This window comes from Variovorax fucosicus (assembly GCF_030316825.1).
Lineage (GTDB): Bacteria > Pseudomonadota > Gammaproteobacteria > Burkholderiales > Burkholderiaceae_C > Variovorax > Variovorax fucosicus.
Genome location: NZ_JASZYU010000003.1, coordinates 195,581 through 214,717 on the forward strand (window position 1 = coordinate 195,581; position 19,137 = coordinate 214,717).

The window sequence follows — 19,137 nt, forward strand, 5'->3', positions numbered from 1 at the left end:
CTAGCGTCTCAACACCAGCCAGCTGAAGGCTGCCAGCGACATCACCGAATAGATCATCCCCGGCGCCGCCGCCGTGATCCACGGCGACCAGGTGCGCAGGTTGCCGATGTAGCCGAACACGTTGTTGAGCAGGAAGAAGCTGATGCCGATCAACACGCCGCCGAACACATAGCTGGTGATGCCGGCCTGCCGAAAGTGCAGGTAGGCGAAAGGCAGGGCGAGCACCACCATCACCAGGCAGGAGAGCGGGTAGAACACCTTGCGCCAGAACTCGATTTCGTAGCGCTGGGCCTTCTGGCCGTTGGCATCGAGGTGGCGGATGTAGTCGAACAGGTCGAAGGTGCTCATGCGGTCGGGTTTCAGCAACGCAACCGACACCATTTCGCCGGTCAGCGAACTGGGCCAGCGCAGCCCGGCAATCGTCGTGGTCTGCACATGCGCCTTGTCGGCATTGCGGGTTTCGTATTGCTGGCGTTCGACCCCATAGAGCATCCACGTGCCACTGCCTTCGATCACCGCGAACTCGGCCGAGGTTTGCGAGGCGAGGAAGCCCTTGTCGTCGAATTCGAAGATGCGCGGATGTTTGAGCGTTCCGTCGCGATCCATCGACACCACATTCACCGCATAGGAGTTGTCGCCCTGTTTCTCGCGCAGCCAGGCTCCGGTGTTGCCGCCCATGGCGTAGACACCCTGGTAACGCGCCTTGAGCAATTGCGCGGTGCGGTCGCTGAAGGGCGCCAGGTAGTCTCCGACCGCGAACGTGAGCACCACGAAGCCGGCTCCCAGCAGCAGCAGCGTGCGCAGCGCGCGCCAGGGCCCGAGCCCACTGGTGCGCAGGATGGTGTATTCGGAGCTCTGTGCGAGCCGCGCCATCACGAAGATGGTGCCGATGAGCACTGCGATGGGCAGCAACTCGTACATGTGGCTGGGCACCAGCATGGTCACATAGAGCAGTGCCTGCGGCAGTCCGTAGCCGAGCGCGTTGGGCTTGTTGATTGCCTGCAGTTCGTCCACAAAGTCGAAAAAGAAGAACAAGCACAGAAAGCCGAGGGTCACGAAGGCCACGGACCTCAGCACTTCGCCATAGATCAGTCGTCGAATGGTTTTCACGCGGTCGGTATGGATGCGGGGGCAGGGCGCGGCGCCCTCAGACCCCAGTTGTTGTGGCGTTTGGCAAGCCAGAGCAGCGCCAGCACGAACACGCCGCCGTGCAGCATCAGCAGGAAGATGCTGGCGCTGACGCGGCCCGACCCGACCCAGCCCTGGCCGAGATTGAGCATGTTGTAGTAGATGACGAACGCGAACAACGCAAACAGCAGGTTGCCGCTGCGACCGACACGCGGGTTGACGCTCGACACGCCGAGCGCCAGCAGCACGAAGTTGATGGCCGCCAGCAGCATGCCAATGCGCCAGGCGAGTTCGGCGCGAAAGACCGGCGTCGGGTTGGCCAGCAGCGCCATCGTGGTGCGCGCGCGCGCCGGCGTGTTGTCGGCCGAGGCTGCCACGTTGCTGCCGGTCTTGGCGCCGTAGGTGTCGAACTCGCTGATCTTCAGTCCGGTCTTGTCGAGCGGGCGCTCGAGCCGCTGGCCGTTGCTCAGCATCAGGTAGCGGGTGTCGTTGATCGATTCAACCTTGCCGCTGCGGGCCGATGTGATGATCTGGCGGTTGCGTTCGATCGAAGAAATGAACACGTTCGACGCAACGGTTCCGTTGGCCGTGTCCTTGTCGATGAAGAACACCCGGTTGCGGCCGGACGACTCCTGGAACTCGCCGGGCGCCACGCGGTCGATGTCGCCGCGCCGCTCGTACTGGTCGCGCATGCCCTGCGTCTGCGAGTTGGCCCACGGCCAGCCCACCAGCGACAACACCGCGATCAGCAGCAGCACCGGCCAGGCAAAGCGGAACAACGGCTGGATGAAATCGGTCAAGCCGCGACCGCTGGAGAACCAGATGATCATTTCGCTGTCGCGGTACATGCGCGACAGGGTGCCGACGATGGAGACGAACAGGCTCAGGCTCAGGATGGTCGGCATGTAGCCGAGCACCGTATAGGTCATCACGAGAAACACTTCAGCCGGATCGACGCTACCCTTGGCCGCCAGGCCCAGGGTGCGGATCAGCATCATCGTCATCACGATCGTGACCAGAACCACCAGGGTGGCTCCGAAGCTGCGGGACAGCTCCTTGCGTAGGGAGGAATGGAATAACATCGTCGGGGAAAAGAAGGATTATGGACTTTCAACTCAAGACCCTCTCCCTGGCCCAGGCCGCGACCGAAAAGACCGACGCACTGATCGTGCTTGCGGGCTCCGCTGACAACAAGGCAGGCGGCCCGCTGGCCGAACTGATCGCCCAGGCCCGCAACGCCGGCGACCTTCCGGACAAGGCCGGCAAGCTGTTGCAGCTTTATCGTCCGGCGGGTATCGCCGCGCCGCGCGTGGTGCTGGTTTCGATCGGCGACGGAGCGGCAAGTGCGGTGCGTACCGCGGTCGGCGCCGGCGTTCAGGCCGTCAAGGGCAGCAATCCGAAGCGACTTGCCATCGTGTTCGCGCAGTCCGCCGACGCGGCCGCGTTGCGCCTCGCCGTGCTTGCCGCGGCAGACACCACGTATGTGTACACGACGACCAAGCCCAAGGCGGAGGCACGCACGGTTCGCCATGTCACGCTGGGCGTGCCCGACGCGGCCACGCTGAACCCGGCTTTCCAGGAGGCCAAGGCCACGGTGGCCGGCATCGAGTTCGCCAAGGAATGGGGCAATCGCCCCGCCAACCACGCCACGCCCACCTTGCTGGCCGAAGCCGCGAAAAGTCTTGCCGAAGTGCCGCACATCAAGTGCGAGGTGCTGGGCCCCAAGGAAGTGGCCAAGCTTGGCATGGGCTCTTTCGCCGCCGTGGCGCAGGGATCGTCCGAGCCGCTGCGCTTCATCGTGCTGCGCTACCAGGGCGGCGCCAAGGACGAGCCGCCCGTTGTGCTGGTCGGCAAGGGCATCACCTTCGATACCGGGGGGGTGTCGCTGAAACCGGCGGCCGAAATGGACGAGATGAAGTTCGACATGTGCGGCGCGGCCAGCGTGCTGGGCGTCTTCCGCGCCCTCGGCGACTGCAGACCCGCGATCAACGTGGTCGGCCTGATTCCCTCGTGCGAGAACATGAACGACGGTGCTGCGCTCAAGCCGGGCGACGTCGTCACCAGCATGAGCGGCCAGACCATCGAGGTGCTCAACACCGATGCAGAAGGCCGCCTGATCCTGTGCGATGCACTGACCTACGCCAAGCGCTTCGCGCCGGCCGCAGTGATCGACATCGCGACGCTGACTGGCGCCTGTGTGGTGGCACTGGGTGGCGTGCGCAGCGGTTTGTTCTCGAGCGACGATGCGCTGGCCGCGGCGCTGGAGACGGCGGGCGAGCAATCGCAAGACCGCTGCTGGCGCATGCCGCTCGACGACGACTATGCAGAAGGCCTCAAGACGCATTTCGCCGACGTGGCCAACATCGCGGGCCGGGCTGGCGGCGCAATCACCGCAGCCAAGTTCCTGCAGCGTTTTGCGGGTGACTTCCCGTGGGCGCATCTGGACATTGCCGGCACGGCCTGGAAGAGCGGGGCGGCCAAGGGCTCGACCGGGCGGCCGGTGGGCCTGCTGCTGTCGTATCTGATGGCGCGCGCCGCAACTGGCTCAGCCGCAGCGCCCGCCAAGTCCGCCAGGCGCAAGACCCGGTAGGCCGGCTGGCCGTCCCATGACCGAGATCGACTTCCACTTCAACGCCGCCGACAAGGTGAGCCACACCTGCAGGCTGTTGCGCAAGGCGGTGGTGGTCAGCGGCGCGCGCGTCGTGGTCACGGCCGATGCCGCGACGCTCGATGCCGTCGACGCCGCGCTCTGGCAGTTTTCGGCCACCGACTTCATCGGCCATTGCCGCAGCGACGGCGAGCCGCAGATGCTTGCGCGGTCGCCGGTGGTGCTGGCCGCTTCGGACGCGGTCGGGTTGCCGCACCAGCAGGTGCTGGTGAACCTGGGCGAGGCCGTGCCGGCCGGTTTCGAGCGCTTCGAGCGACTGATCGAGGTCGTCACGGGGGAGGAGGCCGACCGCATGGCGGGCCGGGCGCGTTGGCGTCACTATGCCGAACGCGGCTACGCACTGAAGCGCCATGACCTGTCCGGAGGTGGCGCCTGATGGTGAGCACGCTGCGCACGCCGCCCCGTTTTGTCCCCACGCTCACTGCCGTGGTCGAGTTGCCCGTGCCGCCGGCCGAGACGCCCGAGGCCGTGGCCGAAACAGAAGCCGTCGTGTCGCAGGCGGCTTTCCACAGCCCCGAGGAAGAGAAGGCCGCCATGGCGCCCGGGCTGACACTGTCGGATGCCGAGGCGTTCCGCTTCGAGGAGGGCCTGGTTCACCGTGTGTTGCAGCGGGTCGACCTTTCCCTCGAAGCCCGCATGACCGACACCGTGTCGGCCGCTGTCCAGCAGCAACTCGACAGCATGCTGCCGCGCCTGCGCGCTGAAATCGAAACGATTTTGCGGGAGCTCGTGGTCGAAGCATTGGCCCATGAACTTTCCGAAAACACAGGGTCTGCGACAGGATTGGGCCCTGAATCCTTCGGCTAAACTCCGCGCCGGGTCGATGCGCGAGGGCGCGGCGATGCGTGGCACGGCGCGGAATTTGCTCTGTTGTCTTGCCCGGATCAACCGACCGGTTTTTGTTGTTTATCTAATTCATCCATGTTCTGGAGGTTCCCATGCAATTGAAATGGACTGCGGTCGCTTTGGCTGCTCTCACGCTTGTGGCTTGCGGCAAAAAAGAAGAAGCTGCCGCCCCTGCTGCCACGCCGGCGCCAACTGCTGCTGCACCCGCGCCCGCCGCACCTCCTGCCGATGCAATCGTCGTCAAGATCGGTCACGTGGGCCCCACCAGCGGCGCCATCGCCCACCTGGGCAAGGACAACGAACTCGGCGCCAAGATGGCCATCGAAGACCTGAACGCCAAGGGCGTGAAGATCGGCGACAAGGTTGCCAAGTTCGAACTGCTGGCTGAAGACGACGCCGGCGACCCGAAGCAAGGCACCGCTGTGGCCCAGAAGCTGGTCGACAGCAAGGTCAACGGCGTGGTCGGTCACCTGAACTCCGGCACCACCATCCCGGCTTCCAAGCTGTACAGCGACGCTGGCATCCCCCAGATTTCGCCTTCGGCCACCAATCCCAAGTACACGCGCCAAGGCTTCAAGACCACGTTCCGCGTGGTGGCTGACGACACGCAACTCGGCGGCACGCTGGGCAAGTACGCCGTCGAAACGCTGAAGGGCAAGAACATTGCCGTGATCGACGACCGCACGGCCTACGGCCAGGGCGTTGCCGAAGAATTCGAGAAGGCCGCCAAGGCTGCCGGCGCCACCATCGTCGGCCACGAGTTCACGACCGACAAGGCCACCGACTTCAACGCCATCCTGACCAAGCTCAAGGGCGCCAAGCCCGACGTGCTGTTCTTCGGTGGCATGGACGCCGTTGCCGGCCCGATGCTCAAGCAGGTCAAGCAGCTGGGCATGAGCGTCAAGTTCATGGGCGGCGACGGCATGTGCACCGGCGAACTGGCCAAGCTGGCCGGCGATGCCGTGGGCGAAGAAATGGTCGTTTGTGCCGAAGCCGGCGGCGTTGACGGTGACTTCAAGGCACCGCTCGAAGCCTGGAAGACCAAGTTCAAGGAAAAGAACGGCGTCGAAGTGCAGATCTATGCACCGTACGTCTATGACGCCGTGAACGTGATGGTCGCTGCGATGGAAAAGGCAGGCTCTTCGGATCCCGTCAAGTACCTGCCTGAAATCGGCAAGATCCAATACAAGGGTCTGACCGGCCCGATCGCATTCGACGAAAAGGGCGACATCAAGAACGGCGCGCTGACCCTGTACACCTACAAGGCCGGCAAGCGCGAGCAACTCGCCGTGGTGCGCTGAACTGGTTCTTCGTTAATCAGTTTGAATTAAAAAAGGGCCTTCGGGCCCTTTTTCTTTGCACACACCACTTGCAAATTCAGGTTTTTAGGCTCATTGTCGATACCGATAGTGGTTTCTCCATGGGTCTCCTAACCAAAGATCCTTAGGCCTGCTTCACGGCAGGCCTCTTTTTGTCCGGGCAAGGAATGCGCCGCACAAAACAAAAACGGGCCCCGAGGGGCCCGTTTTACTGATGGTTGGCGGAGCAGGCGGGATTCGAACCCGCGGAGGGCTATTAACCCTCACACGCTTTCCAGGCGTGCGACTTAAACCACTCATCCACCGCTCCGAAGCCCGCGATTCTAACCGGCTGCGGGGCCGGTTTTGCCGGCCTGCACCATGCGCATGGCAGAGGCGATGAGGGCCGCGGTCTCGGTCATGTTGCTGGGGACGATCAGGGTGGTGGTGGCGTCGGCCGCCACCTTGCCGTAGGCATCGACCGCGCGTTCGGCCACCTTCAGCTGCACGGCCTGTTCGCCGCCCGGCTCGCGAATGGCGGCTGCCACCCGCGAGATGGCGCCGGCGGTCGCATCGGCCACCGCGGTGATGGCGGCGGCTTCGCCCTGGGCGTTGTTGATCTGCGCCTGCTTCTCGCCTTCGGAGCGCGCGATGAAGGCCTCGCGTTCGCCGGTGGCGATGTTGATCTGCTCCTGGCGGCGTCCTTCCGACGCGGCGATCAGCGCGCGCTTCTCGCGCTCTGCCGTGATCTGGCGCTGCATCGCCTGCAGAATTTCCTTTGGCGGGGTCAAGTCCTTGATTTCGTAGCGCAACACTTTCACGCCCCAGTTCAGCGCGGCTTCGTCGATGGCCGCGACCACCTGCGCGTTGATGATGTCGCGCTCCTCGAAGGTCTTGTCGAGCTCGAGCTTGCCGATCACGCTGCGCAGCGAGGTCTGCGCGAGCTGCGTCACGGCCACGATGTAGTTCGACGAGCCGTAGCTCGCGCGCATCGGATCAGTCACCTGGAAATAGAGAATGCCGTCGACCTGCAACTGCGTGTTGTCGCGCGTGATGCAGATCTGGCTCGGCACGTCGAGCGGGATTTCCTTCAGGCTGTGCTTGTAGGCAACGCGGTCGACGAAGGGGATGAGGAAGTTGGCGCCCGGCGTCATCGTGCCGTTGTACTTGCCGAGGCGCTCGCGCACCCAGGCGTGTTGTTGCGGCACGATCTTGATCGTGAGCCACACGAAGATGACGGCGATGACGAGGATGGCGGCTGCGATTTCCATGATGGGATCCTGTTGCGGTACGGTTGTTCAGATCTTGTCGACCACCAGGCGGCTGCCGGTGACTTCGGCCACGCGGTGCGCGCCGACGGAGGGCGTTGCACCAGCGCGTGGCACCACGGTCCATTGGGCGCCGCGATAGCGCACGCTGGCGGTGCCGTCGGCGTTCCAGGCGTCGACCTGAACCGTCTCGCCGATATCCAGGTTGACGTCGCGGTTCGCCTGCGAGGGTGGTTCCGCCGGCCGGGAACGCCGCACGAGATACCAGGCCAGCATGGCCCCCACGCCGACGACTGCCGCACACAGGAGCTGCACGGTCAGGCCTGCGCCCATGTGGGCCGCCAGCGCCGCGGCCACGAACCCCACGCCCAGAAGCAGCAGGTACACCGTGCCGGACAGCAATTCCAGCACGACGGCCCCCGCCGCGATCAGCCACCAGATGGTGGAACTTGCCATGTCTACTCCTCGTTGGTCGTCAGTCCTGCATTTTGGGTCAAACCGCGCCGGTGACCTTCATGTGAATTCCGTACACTGCGCGGCTATTTGCCCTGTCCGGAGCCCTGCCCATGAAATTCCGCTTTCCCATCGTCATCATCGACGAGGACTTCCGCGCCGAGAACACCTCGGGGCTCGGCATCCGCGCGCTGGCGCAGGCCATAGAGAGCGAGGGCTTCGAGGTGCTCGGCGTGACGAGCTACGGCGACCTGAGCCAGTTCGCGCAGCAGCAAAGCCGCGCCAGTGCGTTCATCCTCTCGATCGACGACGAGGAGTTCACGCCCGGTCCCGACCTCGACCCCGCCGTGCTCAACCTGCGCAGCTTCATCGAGCAGGTGCGCCGCAAGAATGCCGAGGTACCGATCTACATCTACGGCGAGACGCGCACCTCGCGCCACATCCCGAACGACATCCTGCGCGAGCTGCACGGCTTCATCCACATGTTCGAGGACACGCCGGAGTTCGTGGCGCGCCACATCATCCGAGAGTGCAAGAGCTACCTCGAAGGCGTGCAGCCGCCGTTCTTCAAGGCGCTGATCGACTACGCCGAAGACGGCTCGTACTCCTGGCACTGCCCGGGCCACTCGGGTGGCGTGGCGTTTCTGAAGAGCCCGGTCGGCCAGATGTTCCATCAGTTCTTCGGCGAGAACATGCTGCGCGCCGACGTCTGCAACGCGGTCGAGGAACTCGGCCAGTTGCTCGACCACACCGGCCCGGTGGCGGCCAGCGAGCGCAATGCGGCGCGCATCTTCAATGCCGACCATTGCTTCTTCGTCACCAACGGCACCAGCACGTCCAACAAGATGGTGTGGCACCACACGGTGGCGCCGGACGACGTGGTGGTGGTCGACCGCAACTGCCACAAGTCGATCCTGCACGCGATCATCATGACCGGCGCGATTCCGGTCTTCATGAAGCCCACGCGCAACCACTTCGGCATCATCGGCCCGATCCCCAAGAGCGAGTTCGAGCAGAGCGCGATCAAGGCCAAGATCAAGGCCAATCCGCTGCTGGCGGGTGTCGATCACGACAAGATCAAGCCGCGAGTGATGACGCTCACGCAGTCGACCTACGACGGCGTGATCTACAACACCGAGACCATCAAGAACATGCTCGACGGCTACGTCGATACGCTGCACTTCGACGAGGCGTGGCTGCCGCATGCCGCCTTCCACCCCTTCTACGGCGCCTACCACGCCATGGGTAAGCGCCGGGTGCGGCCGAAGGAGTCGCTGGTGTTCGCGACCCAGTCGACCCACAAGCTGCTGGCCGGCATCAGCCAGGCCAGCCATGTGCTGGTGCAGGACTCGCAGAACCGCGCGCTCGACCGCGACCTGTTCAACGAGGCCTACCTGATGCACTCGTCGACCAGCCCGCAGTACGCCATCATCGCGAGCTGCGACGTCGCCGCCGCCATGATGGAGCCGCCCGGCGGCACCGCGCTGGTGGAAGAAAGCATCCTCGAAGCGCTCGACTTCCGGCGCGCCATGCGCAAGGTCGAAGAAGAGTTCGGCAAGGACGAATGGTGGTTCAAGGTCTGGGGGCCCGAGAAGCTGGTCGAGGAAGGCATCGGGCGGGCCGACGACTGGATCATGAAGGGCGAGGGCAGCAGCGACAAGAAGACCAAGAGCTCGGCGCGCAACTGGCATGGCTTCGGCAAGCTGGCCGACGGCTTCAACATGCTCGATCCGATCAAGTCGACCATCGTCACGCCGGGCCTCGACCTGCAGGGCAAGTTTGCCGACACCGGCATCCCGGCCAGCGTGGTCACCAAGTTCCTGGCCGAGCACGGCGTGATCGTGGAGAAGACCGGGCTCTACAGCTTCTTCATCATGTTCACCATCGGCATCACCAAGGGCCGCTGGAACACGCTGTTGACGGCGCTGCAGCAGTTCAAGGACGACTATGCGCGCAACCAGCCGATGTGGCGCATCCTGCCCGAGTTCTGCCAGCAGCATCCCGGCTACGAAAAGCTCGGCCTGCGCGACCTGTGCCAGCACATCCACAGGCTCTACGCGCGCTACGACGTGGCGCGCCTGACCACCGAGATGTACCTGAGCGACCTGACGCCCGCGATGAAGCCCAGCGACGCCTACGCGCACATCGCCCACCGCAAGACCGAGCGCGTGGAGATCGACCAGCTCGAAGGCCGCATCACCACCAGCCTGATCACGCCGTATCCGCCCGGCATTCCGCTCCTGATCCCGGGCGAGGTGTTCAACAAGAAGATCGTCGACTACCTGAAGTTCGCGCGCGAGTTCAACACCGATTGCCCGGGCTTCGAGACCGACATCCACGGCCTTGTGGCCAAGATCGACGAGACGGGCAAGAAGCGCTACTACGCAGACTGCGTGCGCGCCAGCTGAGCTTCTTCAGCCAAAGCGCAGCGCGATCAGTACCGCCAGGACGATCGGACCAGTCAGCGTCACGCGGACGTCAGCATGCAGCGTTGTGCGCGCGTCAGGTAGTGCGAGAGCGGCGGCGTCGCGAGATGAGGTGACTTTGCCTGGTCGTCCCACAAGCGCAACTGCACGGCTTTGGCGGCATTGGGCTGCGCGATGAAACGATCGGCAGCGTCTGCTGCGAAAACGCCGCCCTGCAAGTCAAGGCTGCGTTTCGAGTCGGCCGACAGGCCTTGCCAGTAGTCGGGCCGCGTTGCGCACAGGTAGCGCTTGGCATCGACATGCCACTTGATCGCGTCGAGCACGCGGTCGCTGAATACGTGGCGAAGAAAGGGCAGGGCGAAGTATTGGTGCACGTCGTCGACACCGCGCAAGGTGGGCGATTCGCCCTGGTCGTTGAGCAGGTGGCCAAGGTCGTGCAGCAGCGCCGCAGTGACGAGTTCGTCGTCGGCCCCGGCCTGTTCGGCCAGGTACGCCGTTTGCAACGCGTGCTCGAGCTGAGTGACGGGCTCGCCGCTGTACCGGGCGCCGCCGTGGCGCGCAAACAGCGTTTCGATGTCGGCAAGGGTGAGCGCCATGGCTCAGGCCTCCACCGCGGTCGCGGGCCGTGCCACACCGGCGCTCGCGACCTGCTTCAGTTCGTAGTTGCGCAGTGTGCGTTCGCGGCTGTTCATCACATGCTGGTACATCGCCTGGCCAGCCGCATCGGGGTCGCCGCCTGCGATCGCCTTGACGATCTGGCGATGCTCGCGCGAGTAGACGGCCATCGACTCGCTGGTCAGGTTCTGGCGCCGGAACAGCGAGAGTTCGTTCACCAGCTTGCGGTAGGTGGCAGTGAGCTTGGCGTTGCCGGCGAGTTCGAGCAACCGATCGTGAAACTGGAGGTTGAAGCGGTGGTAGTCGTTGGCGTTGTCGGCTTTGACGGCCTGATCCATCGCGTCGGCCAGCTGGCGCAGCTCGCGAACCTCTGCGGTGCGGAGGCCCTGGGCCAGCTTGCGGCCCACGTAGAGATCCATCACGGCACGCACTTCGAAGATCTCGAGGGCTTCCTCGATCGGCACATGCCGCACGAACACGCCGCGGTTCTTTTCGGTGCGCACCAGCCCGGCTTCCTCGAGCATGCGGAACGCTTCGCGCACCGGGCCGCGCGACACGCCGATCTGCTCGGCCAGCGTGGCTTCGGTCAGTTTGGCACCGGAGGGGAGCACGCCGTCCAGGATCATGCGTTCGATCTCGGCTTGCACCAGATCGGCGAGCGAATGCGACTGGAGTTGCGCGATGGCAGGGTTGCTGGAGATCCTGGAGGCCATGCCGAATACTAAGCGCCGCATTCTGGATTGTCTACAATTTACAAAAAACAATAGACAACTTGGCGAATCAGGCCCCGATTTTGCTTGACGCATGTGTCACGAACATGTCGTTTCGTGCCGGCACAGTCCTTTCTTTTTCGACAAGGAGCACCCCATGCATCTCGCCAAATCCCTTATCGCCGGCCTGCTCGGCATGGCTTTCGCTACCGGTGCGCTTGCGCAGAAAACCCAGCTCATCGTCTACACCGCGCTGGAAACCGACCAGCTCAAGGCGTACCAGGAGGCTTTCAACAAGGTCGAGCCCAACATCGAAATCAAGTGGGTGCGCGATTCCACTGGCGTCGTCACCGCCAAGCTGCTGGCCGAGAAAGGCAATCCGCAGGCCGACGTGATCATGGGCGTGGCGGCCACCAGCCTGGCGCTGTTCGAGCGCAACGGCATGCTTGAGGCTTACGCACCCTTGAACCTCGACGCCATCATGCCGGCCTACCGCGACAAGAAGTCGCCGCCGGCCTGGTTCGGCATGGACGTGTTCGGCGCCGTGGTGTGCTTCAACACGGTCGAGGCGAAGAAGAAGAACATCGCGATCCCGACCACCTGGAAAGACCTGACCAAGCCCGAGTTCAAGGGCCAGGTCGTGATGCCGAATCCGGCGTCGTCTGGCACTGGCTACCTGGACGTGGTGTCCTGGCTGCAGCTGTGGGGCGACGACGCCGGCAAGGGCGGCGGCTGGAAGTACATGGATGCGCTGCACGAGAACATCGGCCAGTACACCCATTCGGGCTCCAAGCCCTGCAACATGGCTGCAGCCGGCGAGTACGTGGCGGGCGTGTCGTTCGAATACCGCGGCCATACCAACAAAGCCAAGGGCGCACCCATCGAGTTGGTGTTCCCGAAGGAGGGACTGGGCTGGGATCTGGAAGGCTTTGCCATCTACAAGGGCACCAAGAAGCTGGACGCGGCGAAAAAGCTGGCCGACTGGGCCTCGTCCAAGGACGCGATGATCCTGTACGGCAAGAATTTCGCGATCACCGCGCAGCCCGGCGTCGCCCCCAAGCTGGCCAGCATCCCGGCCGACTACGAGTCGCGCCTGATCAAGCTCGATTTCGACAAGGCCGCTGCCGGTCGCGAACGCACGCTGGTCGAGTGGTCGAAACGCTACGACGCCAAGAGCGAACCCAAGAAGTGAGCCGGGGCCTCGCGTGACCGACGCCTACCTCGAACTGCGCGGCATCCAGAAGCGCTTTGGCAGCTTCACCGCACTGGACAACATCGACCTGTCGATCCGGCGCGGCGAGTTCGTGTGCTTCCTCGGGCCCTCCGGATGCGGCAAGACGACCCTGTTGCGCATCATCGCCGGGCTGGAGACGCAGACGGCCGGGCACATCCTGCAGGACGGGCGCGACATCTCGGTGCTGCCGCCGGCCGGGCGCGACTACGGAATCATGTTCCAGTCGTATGCGCTGTTTCCCAACCTCACGGTGGCGCAGAACGTGGGCTACGGTCTTGTCAACCGCAAGCAGACACGCGCGCAGATCACGCCGCGCGTCGAAGAATTGCTGGCGCTGGTCGGCCTGCCCGGAAGCGGCGCCAAGTACCCGGCGCAGATGTCGGGTGGGCAGCAGCAGCGCATCGCGCTCGCCCGTGCGCTCGCGACCTCGCCCGGGCTGTTGCTGCTCGACGAGCCGCTGTCGGCGCTCGACGCGATCGTGCGCGTGCACTTGCGCAACGAGATCCGCGACCTGCAACGCAAGCTCGGCGTCACGACCGTGATGGTCACGCACGACCAGGAGGAGGCCCTGTCGGTGGCCGATCGAATCGTGGTCATGAACCATGGCGTGATCGAGCAGGTCGGCACGCCGCTGGAGGTTTACCGCGAGCCGGCGTCGCCGTTCGTGGCCGACTTCGTTGGGAAGGTCAACCGGCTCGAGGCCGTGGCCGAGGGCGATCACTGGTTCCGCTGCGGCAACATGCGGCTGCAAACCACGCCAGGCCACGGTTCGGACTTCCGGCCCGGCCGCGAGGTCGCGCTCTACCTGCGGCCCGAAGACCGTGTCGTCGGCAACGTGCGCGACGACGACCCGATGCGCTGCGCCGGCACGGTGCGCCACATCGAGTTTCTTGGCGGCAACTGCCTGGCCGAGGTCGATGTCGAGGGCATTCCGGGCCAGCCCTTGCAGTTGCAGTACTCGCTCAACCAGATGGACGAGTTCGACGTGCGCGAGGGCGCCAGCGTGCGCTTTGCGCTGCGGGCCGACCGGCTGCGGGTGTTTCCCGTTGCCGCTGCCTGACATGGCGCCCACGACGGCTGTGGTGCTGGTGCCGCCGCTGCGCCAGCAGGTGCACTGGACGGATCGGGTCGGCAATCTGATGCTGCTCGGCACCGTCGCGCTGCTCTGCATCGGCCTGATCGCGCCGTTGCTGCTGATCCTGTCGAAAGCGCTCGACGCTCCCGAGGGCGATGCTGTTTCGGGCCTCGGCGCCTTCGGCGCCTACCTGGCCTCGCCGGCGCTGCTGCAAAGCCTCTGGCATAGCGTCTGGGTGTCGGTGCTGGTCACGGTGATCGTGGTGCCGCTGGCCTTCACCTTCGCCTATGCGCTCACGCGCAGCTGCATGCCGTTCAAGCCGCTGTTTCGCACCATCACGCTGCTGCCGCTGCTCGCACCTTCGTTGCTGTCGGCGATCTCGCTGATCTACTGGTTCGGCAACCAGGGCATCGCAAAAGACTTCTGGCTGGCGCTCGGTTTCACGGGCATCTACGGCGCGCCGGGCATCGTGCTGGCCGAATGCTTCGCGGCCTTTCCGCATGTGCTGATGATCCTCGTGACCGCGCTCACGCTGGCCGATGCGCGGTTGTACGAGGCCGCCGATGCCCTCGGCACCAGCACCCTGCGCAAGTTCTTCACCATCACCTTGCCGGGCGCCAAGTACGGCCTGATTTCAGGCGCGATGGTGTGCTTCACGCTGGTCATCACCGATTTCGGCATTCCCAAGGTGGTGGGCGGCAACTTCAACGTGCTGGCCACCGACGTGTTCAAGCTGGTGATCGGCCAGCAGGACTTCCAGCGCGGGGCGGTCGTGGCGCTGCTGCTGCTGGCGCCGGCGGTGCTGACCTTCGGCGTCGACTATCTGGTGCAGCGCAAGCAGACTGCGACGCTCACAGCCCGTGCCGTGGCGCTGGTGCCGAAGCGGGCCAAAGCTTTCGACACAGCGATGACTTTGTACTGCGTGCTCATCGTCGCGTTGATGCTCGCCATGTTCTTCATGGCGGTGTTCGCCTCGTTCGCGACGCTCTGGCCTTACAACCTCGCGCCCAGCTTCAACCATTACGTGTCGGGCCTGGTCGACGCCGAACTGGGCGACGCGATGCTCAACAGCCTGAAACTCGCGGCTTGCACCGCTGTGATCGGCACCGTGATCGTGTTCATCGGCGCCTATTTGCTCGAGAAGACGCGCGGCTTCGATTGGGCGCGGCCGCTGGTGCGCCTGATGGCGATGCTGCCGATGGCCGTGCCCGGCCTGGTGCTGGGCCTGGGCTACATATTCTTCTTCAACGCGCCGTCGAACCCGCTGAACGTGATGTACCAGACGCTGCCGCTGCTGGTGCTGTGCACGATCATCCATTTCTACACCACCGGCCACCTCACGATGGTGACGGCGCTGAAGTCGATCGACGCGGAATTCGAAGCCGTGTCGGCCTCGCTCAAGGTGCCGTTCTACACGACCTTCTGGCGCGTCACGCTGCCGATCTGCCTGCCGACCCTGCTGGACGTGTCGCGCTACTTCTTCATCAACGCGATGACCACGATTTCGGCCGTGGTGTTTCTCTATTCGCCGGACACCAAGCTCGCGTCGGTCGCGATCCTGAACCTCGACGAAGCCGGCGACACCGGCCCGGCCGCAGCCATGGCCGTGCTGATCGCCGCCACCTCGGCCGTGGTCACCTTGCTCTACTTGGCGCTCGGCAAATGGGTTGACCGCCACACGCAGCGCTGGCGGGCGCCGGGGCGATGAACGCCCCGCACGGCCCCCCGAAGGTGCGTTCGCTCCCGCCTGGCGGTCCCACGCGAAGCGCAAGGGTGCCCTGATGACATTGGCGCTGTCCGATCTCGACAACACCTTGCTCACCGGCGACAGCGAGGTGCTCCGGGTCGAGTACCTGCTGGCAGGGCCACCACTTTTCTTCACACCATGAGCATCACGAACCCCACGAACTTCGACCTCATCGTTGTCGGCGCCGGCATTGTCGGCCTGGCGCATGCATACACCGCCGCCAAACGCGGCCTGCGCGTGTGCGTGGTCGAGCGCGATGCGGCCTGCCTTGGCGCCTCGATCCGTAACTTCGGCTTCATCACCGTCACCGGCCAGGGCGCTGGCGACACCTGGCGCCGCGCCAGACGGGCGCGCGAGGTCTGGGGCGAGGTGGCGCCACGCGCCGGCATCGCGGCGGTGCACCACGGCCTGTACCTCACCGCCTTTCGTCCCCAGGCCTTGAAGGTCCTGGAGGAGTTCATGGCCACAGAGATGGGCGCGGGCTGCGAACTGATCGACACGGCCGAGGCGGCCCAGCGCGCTCCGGTGCTGCAACTCGACGGCGCACAGGCGGTGCTCTACAGTCCGCACGAGATGCGGGTCGAATCGCGCACGGCCATCGCCCTGCTCGCACGCTGGCTGTCGGATGCGATGGGTGTGGTGTTCCGCTTCAGCGAGGCGGTGCTCGAGGTGGTGACGCCACGGGTGCGCACCTCGCGCGGCGTGCTGCATGGCGAACGCGTGGCGGTCTGCACCAACACCGATTTGAACGGCCTTTTCGCCGAGCGCCTGAGCCCGCACAAGCTGCGGCTGTGCCTGCTGCAGATGCTGCGCGTGCAGCCGGAGCCGGGCTTCAAGCTGCCGGGTTCGGTGATGGCCGACCTGAGCCTGGTGCGCTACCACGGCTACAGCAAGCTGCCCGCGGCCGTGCCGCTGCTGGAACAGATGCGCCGGGAGGAGGGCGAGTCGCTCGACAACGGCATCCACCTGATCGTGGTGCAGAGCGCCGACGGCTCGCTGGTGGTGGGCGACTCGCACCTCTACGGCGATGCGCCCGAGCCCTTCGCCGACCAGCGCGTCGACGAACTGATCCTCGAACACCTGCACAAGACGCTCAAGTTGCAGCAATGCGGCGTCACCGAGCGCTGGGTCGGCATCTATCCCTCGTCGGCCAGCACCGACTGCCTGATCGACGCGCCCGACGAGGCAACCCGGCTCGTGCTCGTCACCAGCGGCACGGGCGCCAGCACGGCCTTCGGAATCGCCGAAGACGTGTTCGCTGGCTGGTAAACCCTTTTCAGAAACACACAGACATGCCTCAACAACCCGTACACCTCAGCGCCGTCGTCTTCGACTGGGCCGGCACCATCCTCGACTTCGGCTCCTGCGCGCCGATGGGCGCATTTGTGCGCCTGTTCGAGAAATTCGGCGTCGACCTCACCATCGACGAGGCCCGCGGCCCGATGGGCATGGCCAAGTGGGATCACATCCAGGTGCTCGGCAACCTGCCGCGCATCGCGGCGCAATGGGAGCGCGTGCATGGCAAGCCGTTCAGCGATGCCGATGTCGACCATCTCTACGAAGTCTTCACGCCGATGAACGCGGCGGTGGTGGCCGACTTCGCGGACTTCATTCCGGGCGCCGTGGAGATGGTGGACACGCTGCGCGCGCGGGGCCTGAAGATCGGCTCCACCACGGGCTACAACCGACCCATCATGGAGGTCGTCACGCCGATCGCCGCGGCTGGCGGCTACGTGCCCGACAACCTCGTTTGTGCGGGCGATCTGGTGGCGGGGCGGCCCTCGCCGCTGATGATGTACCGCACCTTCGCCGACATCGGCGTCTGGCCACCTTCGAGCGTGGTCAAGGTCGACGATACCGGCGTGGGCATCGAAGAGGGCCTGAACGCGGGCACCTGGACGGTGGGCCTGGCGATCAGCGGCAACGCCGTGGGCCTGCCGCTCGCGCAATGGGCAGCACTCGATCCCGCGAAGCAGGAAGCACTGCGGCAGATCGCCACGGCCAAGCTCAAGGCAGCCGGCGCCCACTATGTGATCGACAGCGTGGCCGATCTGCTGCCGGTGCTTGACGACATCGAGGCCAGGCTCGCCAAAGGCTTGAAGCCCTGAGCTGAAACACAGCATTGCGGTCGGCGCACGAATCTGCGCCAGCAAGGCACCCGTATTGAAGGCACCACTGCGCATTTCGCAGGGTTTCATCCACTACAGGAGCCTTCCATGTCTACTTCCCGCAAATTTCACCGCCTCGCTTCCATCACGCTCGCCGTGGCCCTGGCCGCTGGCGCGGTTGCTGCCACCGCGCAGGTGATGGTCGGCGGCGCACCGATGCTGGCCACCAAGGACATCATCGACAACGCCGTCAACTCGAAGGATCACACCACGCTGGTGGCCGCAGTGAAGGCCGCCGGCCTGGTCGACACGCTCAAGGGCCCGGGCCCGTTCACCGTGTTCGCACCGACCAACGACGCGTTTGCGGCGCTGCCGGCCGGCACGGTCGACACGCTGCTCAAACCCGAGAACAAGGGCACACTGACCACGATCCTGACCTACCACGTGGTGCCCGGCAAGCTCGATGCGGCCGCGCTGACGAAGCAGATCATGGACGGCAAGGGCATGGCCACGTTGAAGACCGCATCGGGCGGCACGCTCACGGCCAAGGCCATGGGCGGCAAGGTCATGATCACCGACGAGAAGGGCGGTAGCGCGACGGTGACCATTGCCGATGTGTACCAGTCGAACGGCGTGATCCATGTGGTCGACAAGGTGCTGCTGCCCAAGTAGGCCGGCCACCGGGTCGGGGGGCGGGGGCTTGCTAGCTTCGACCTTCTTCCCGCACGCGCATGAAGCGCGCGAACCTCGGCACGCCGCCGGGGTTTTGGCCGTTGTAGCGATAGGTCACCCAGGCGCCGACCGGCGGCGGATCTTCGCGCTGTGCGTCGGTGAAACCGCTGCCCAGCTTGAAGCGCCGGCCTTCGGGCGTCTCGACCAGCAGCGCGCCGAGCCGCCCCGCATGCCTGCCCTTGCCGGACACGTGGCCGACCACCCGCGCCTCCGCGTCGTCGAACGGCTTGAACTTGAGCAGATCGGCGTTGCGCTCGCCGCGGTAGAGCGATCCGCCACGGTGCAGCATCAGCCCTTCGCCGCCGAGCTTGATCGTCTTGTCGAGCAGCGCCTGCAGATCGGCATGCGTGGTGGCGTGTTGCTGTGCCACCGGCAGCACCCAGGGCGCCTGCGTGATCGGCAGCAGCTTCTTGAGTGCCGTCAGCCGGGTATCGAAGTCGCCGGCTTGGGCGGGCAGGTCGAACACCATGAAGCGCATCTCGCGCCAGGCCGCGTCGTTCGGCGTCTGGCTGCGCACGGTCGACACCGCCAGGTTGAAGCGGCCACGGCCGGCCCACAGTTCGCCATCGAGTGGCGTGGCCGGCAACGGCGCGGTGAACCAGGGCGGTGCGATCACGCGCTCGCCGCCACGCGTCCACAGCTGCCGGCCGTCCCAATAGCCGCGCACGCCGTCGTACTTCTCGCTGACCCAGTAGCCTTCGATCGGCATGCCGCGCCGGTACACCTCGGCCAGCATCAGCCCGGGCGCGGCCGCGCGGGCGGGCGCAGCCACGCAGGAGGCCAGCAGGCTCGCGGCAAGAAAACTTCGGCGCTTCAGCAAGATGCGGTG

Annotated in this window: 18 protein-coding genes and 1 tRNA gene; 11 read left to right on the forward strand and 8 right to left on the reverse strand. The window is 65.2% G+C overall.

Annotated elements, in window-relative coordinates; translation table 11 throughout:
• Window positions 1-1,110 carry an LPS export ABC transporter permease LptG gene (lptG, locus tag QTI05_RS18530; protein ID WP_286543929.1) on the reverse strand — a complete coding sequence of 370 codons (1,110 nt, stop codon included), beginning with the start codon at window positions 1,108-1,110 and terminating at the stop codon, window positions 1-3.
• Window positions 1,107-2,210 carry an LPS export ABC transporter permease LptF gene (gene lptF / locus QTI05_RS18535; protein ID WP_286620159.1) on the reverse strand — a complete coding sequence of 368 codons (1,104 nt, stop codon included), beginning with the start codon at window positions 2,208-2,210 and terminating at the stop codon, window positions 1,107-1,109. The genes lptG and lptF overlap by 4 nt, the downstream gene beginning before the upstream one ends.
• Window positions 2,211-2,230: 20 nt before the next feature.
• On the opposite strand from lptF, the gene QTI05_RS18540 reads away from it, so the two are divergent.
• The 4 genes from QTI05_RS18540 to QTI05_RS18555 all read left to right on the forward strand — a co-directional run bounded on the left by QTI05_RS18540 (window position 2,231) and on the right by QTI05_RS18555 (window position 5,943).
• The gene (locus QTI05_RS18540) at window positions 2,231-3,718 is read left to right on the forward strand and encodes a leucyl aminopeptidase (RefSeq protein ID WP_286620161.1); all 1,488 of its coding nucleotides are present in this window, start codon (window positions 2,231-2,233) and stop codon (window positions 3,716-3,718) included.
• Window positions 3,719-3,734: 16 nt separating this feature from the next.
• A complete protein-coding gene (locus tag QTI05_RS18545; protein WP_286543934.1) occupies window positions 3,735-4,172 on the forward strand; it encodes a DNA polymerase III subunit chi in 438 nt (145 codons plus the stop codon).
• Window positions 4,172-4,603, forward strand: coding sequence for a hypothetical protein (locus QTI05_RS18550; protein WP_286543936.1), 432 nt, complete (start codon window positions 4,172-4,174; stop codon window positions 4,601-4,603). The genes QTI05_RS18545 and QTI05_RS18550 overlap by 1 nt, the downstream gene beginning before the upstream one ends.
• Before the next feature lie 131 nt (window positions 4,604-4,734).
• Entirely contained in the window at window positions 4,735-5,943 is a 1,209-nt protein-coding gene (locus QTI05_RS18555) for a branched-chain amino acid ABC transporter substrate-binding protein (RefSeq protein WP_286543938.1), read from the forward strand.
• A 237-nt stretch (window positions 5,944-6,180) separates the two neighbouring features.
• Here the strand turns inward: QTI05_RS18555 and QTI05_RS18560 are convergent.
• The 3 genes from QTI05_RS18560 to QTI05_RS18570 form a co-directional block, all read right to left on the reverse strand.
• Window positions 6,181-6,271, reverse strand: a tRNA-Ser gene (locus QTI05_RS18560).
• 13 nt (window positions 6,272-6,284) lie between these two features.
• Window positions 6,285-7,211, reverse strand: a complete 927-nt coding sequence (locus QTI05_RS18565) for an SPFH domain-containing protein (protein WP_286543941.1) — start codon at window positions 7,209-7,211, stop codon at window positions 6,285-6,287.
• Between the two features lie 27 nt (window positions 7,212-7,238).
• Window positions 7,239-7,664, reverse strand: coding sequence for an NfeD family protein (locus QTI05_RS18570; protein WP_286543943.1), 426 nt, complete (start codon window positions 7,662-7,664; stop codon window positions 7,239-7,241).
• 110 nt (window positions 7,665-7,774) lie between these two features.
• Between QTI05_RS18570 and QTI05_RS18575 the strand changes: the two genes are divergently transcribed.
• Window positions 7,775-10,069, forward strand: a complete 2,295-nt coding sequence (locus tag QTI05_RS18575) for an arginine/lysine/ornithine decarboxylase (RefSeq protein ID WP_286620163.1) — start codon at window positions 7,775-7,777, stop codon at window positions 10,067-10,069.
• A gap of 59 nt (window positions 10,070-10,128) precedes the next feature.
• Here the strand turns inward: QTI05_RS18575 and QTI05_RS18580 are convergent, their stop codons facing one another.
• Window positions 10,129-10,683 carry a phosphonate degradation HD-domain oxygenase gene (locus tag QTI05_RS18580; protein ID WP_286620165.1) on the reverse strand — a complete coding sequence of 185 codons (555 nt, stop codon included), beginning with the start codon at window positions 10,681-10,683 and terminating at the stop codon, window positions 10,129-10,131.
• Between the two features lie 3 nt (window positions 10,684-10,686).
• A complete protein-coding gene (locus tag QTI05_RS18585) occupies window positions 10,687-11,415 on the reverse strand; it encodes a phosphonate utilization associated transcriptional regulator (protein WP_286657836.1) in 729 nt (242 codons plus the stop codon).
• 154 nt (window positions 11,416-11,569) lie between these two features.
• Between QTI05_RS18585 and QTI05_RS18590 the strand changes: the two genes are divergently transcribed.
• The 6 genes from QTI05_RS18590 to QTI05_RS18615 all read left to right on the forward strand — a co-directional run bounded on the left by QTI05_RS18590 (window position 11,570) and on the right by QTI05_RS18615 (window position 18,248).
• Window positions 11,570-12,604 (forward strand): putative 2-aminoethylphosphonate ABC transporter substrate-binding protein, encoded by a 1,035-nt coding sequence (locus QTI05_RS18590; protein ID WP_286620169.1) that lies wholly within the window; start codon window positions 11,570-11,572, stop codon window positions 12,602-12,604.
• Window positions 12,605-12,617: 13 nt separating this feature from the next.
• Window positions 12,618-13,706: a putative 2-aminoethylphosphonate ABC transporter ATP-binding protein gene (locus QTI05_RS18595; RefSeq protein ID WP_286620171.1), complete on the forward strand. Its 1,089-nt coding sequence runs from the start codon at window positions 12,618-12,620 to the stop codon at window positions 13,704-13,706.
• 1 nt (window position 13,707) lies between these two features.
• Window positions 13,708-15,429 carry a putative 2-aminoethylphosphonate ABC transporter permease subunit gene (locus QTI05_RS18600; protein ID WP_286620173.1) on the forward strand — a complete coding sequence of 574 codons (1,722 nt, stop codon included), beginning with the start codon at window positions 13,708-13,710 and terminating at the stop codon, window positions 15,427-15,429.
• A 177-nt stretch (window positions 15,430-15,606) separates the two neighbouring features.
• Window positions 15,607-16,737, forward strand: a complete 1,131-nt coding sequence (locus QTI05_RS18605; RefSeq protein WP_286620175.1) for a TIGR03364 family FAD-dependent oxidoreductase — start codon at window positions 15,607-15,609, stop codon at window positions 16,735-16,737.
• A 23-nt stretch (window positions 16,738-16,760) separates the two neighbouring features.
• Window positions 16,761-17,576: a phosphonoacetaldehyde hydrolase gene (phnX, locus tag QTI05_RS18610; protein WP_286620177.1), complete on the forward strand. Its 816-nt coding sequence runs from the start codon at window positions 16,761-16,763 to the stop codon at window positions 17,574-17,576.
• A gap of 108 nt (window positions 17,577-17,684) precedes the next feature.
• Entirely contained in the window at window positions 17,685-18,248 is a 564-nt protein-coding gene (locus QTI05_RS18615) for a fasciclin domain-containing protein (RefSeq protein ID WP_286620179.1), read from the forward strand.
• A gap of 31 nt (window positions 18,249-18,279) precedes the next feature.
• Here the strand turns inward: QTI05_RS18615 and QTI05_RS18620 are convergent, their stop codons facing one another.
• Entirely contained in the window at window positions 18,280-19,128 is an 849-nt protein-coding gene (locus QTI05_RS18620; protein ID WP_286620181.1) for a DNA ligase, read from the reverse strand.
• Between the last annotated feature and the right edge of the window lie 9 nt (window positions 19,129-19,137).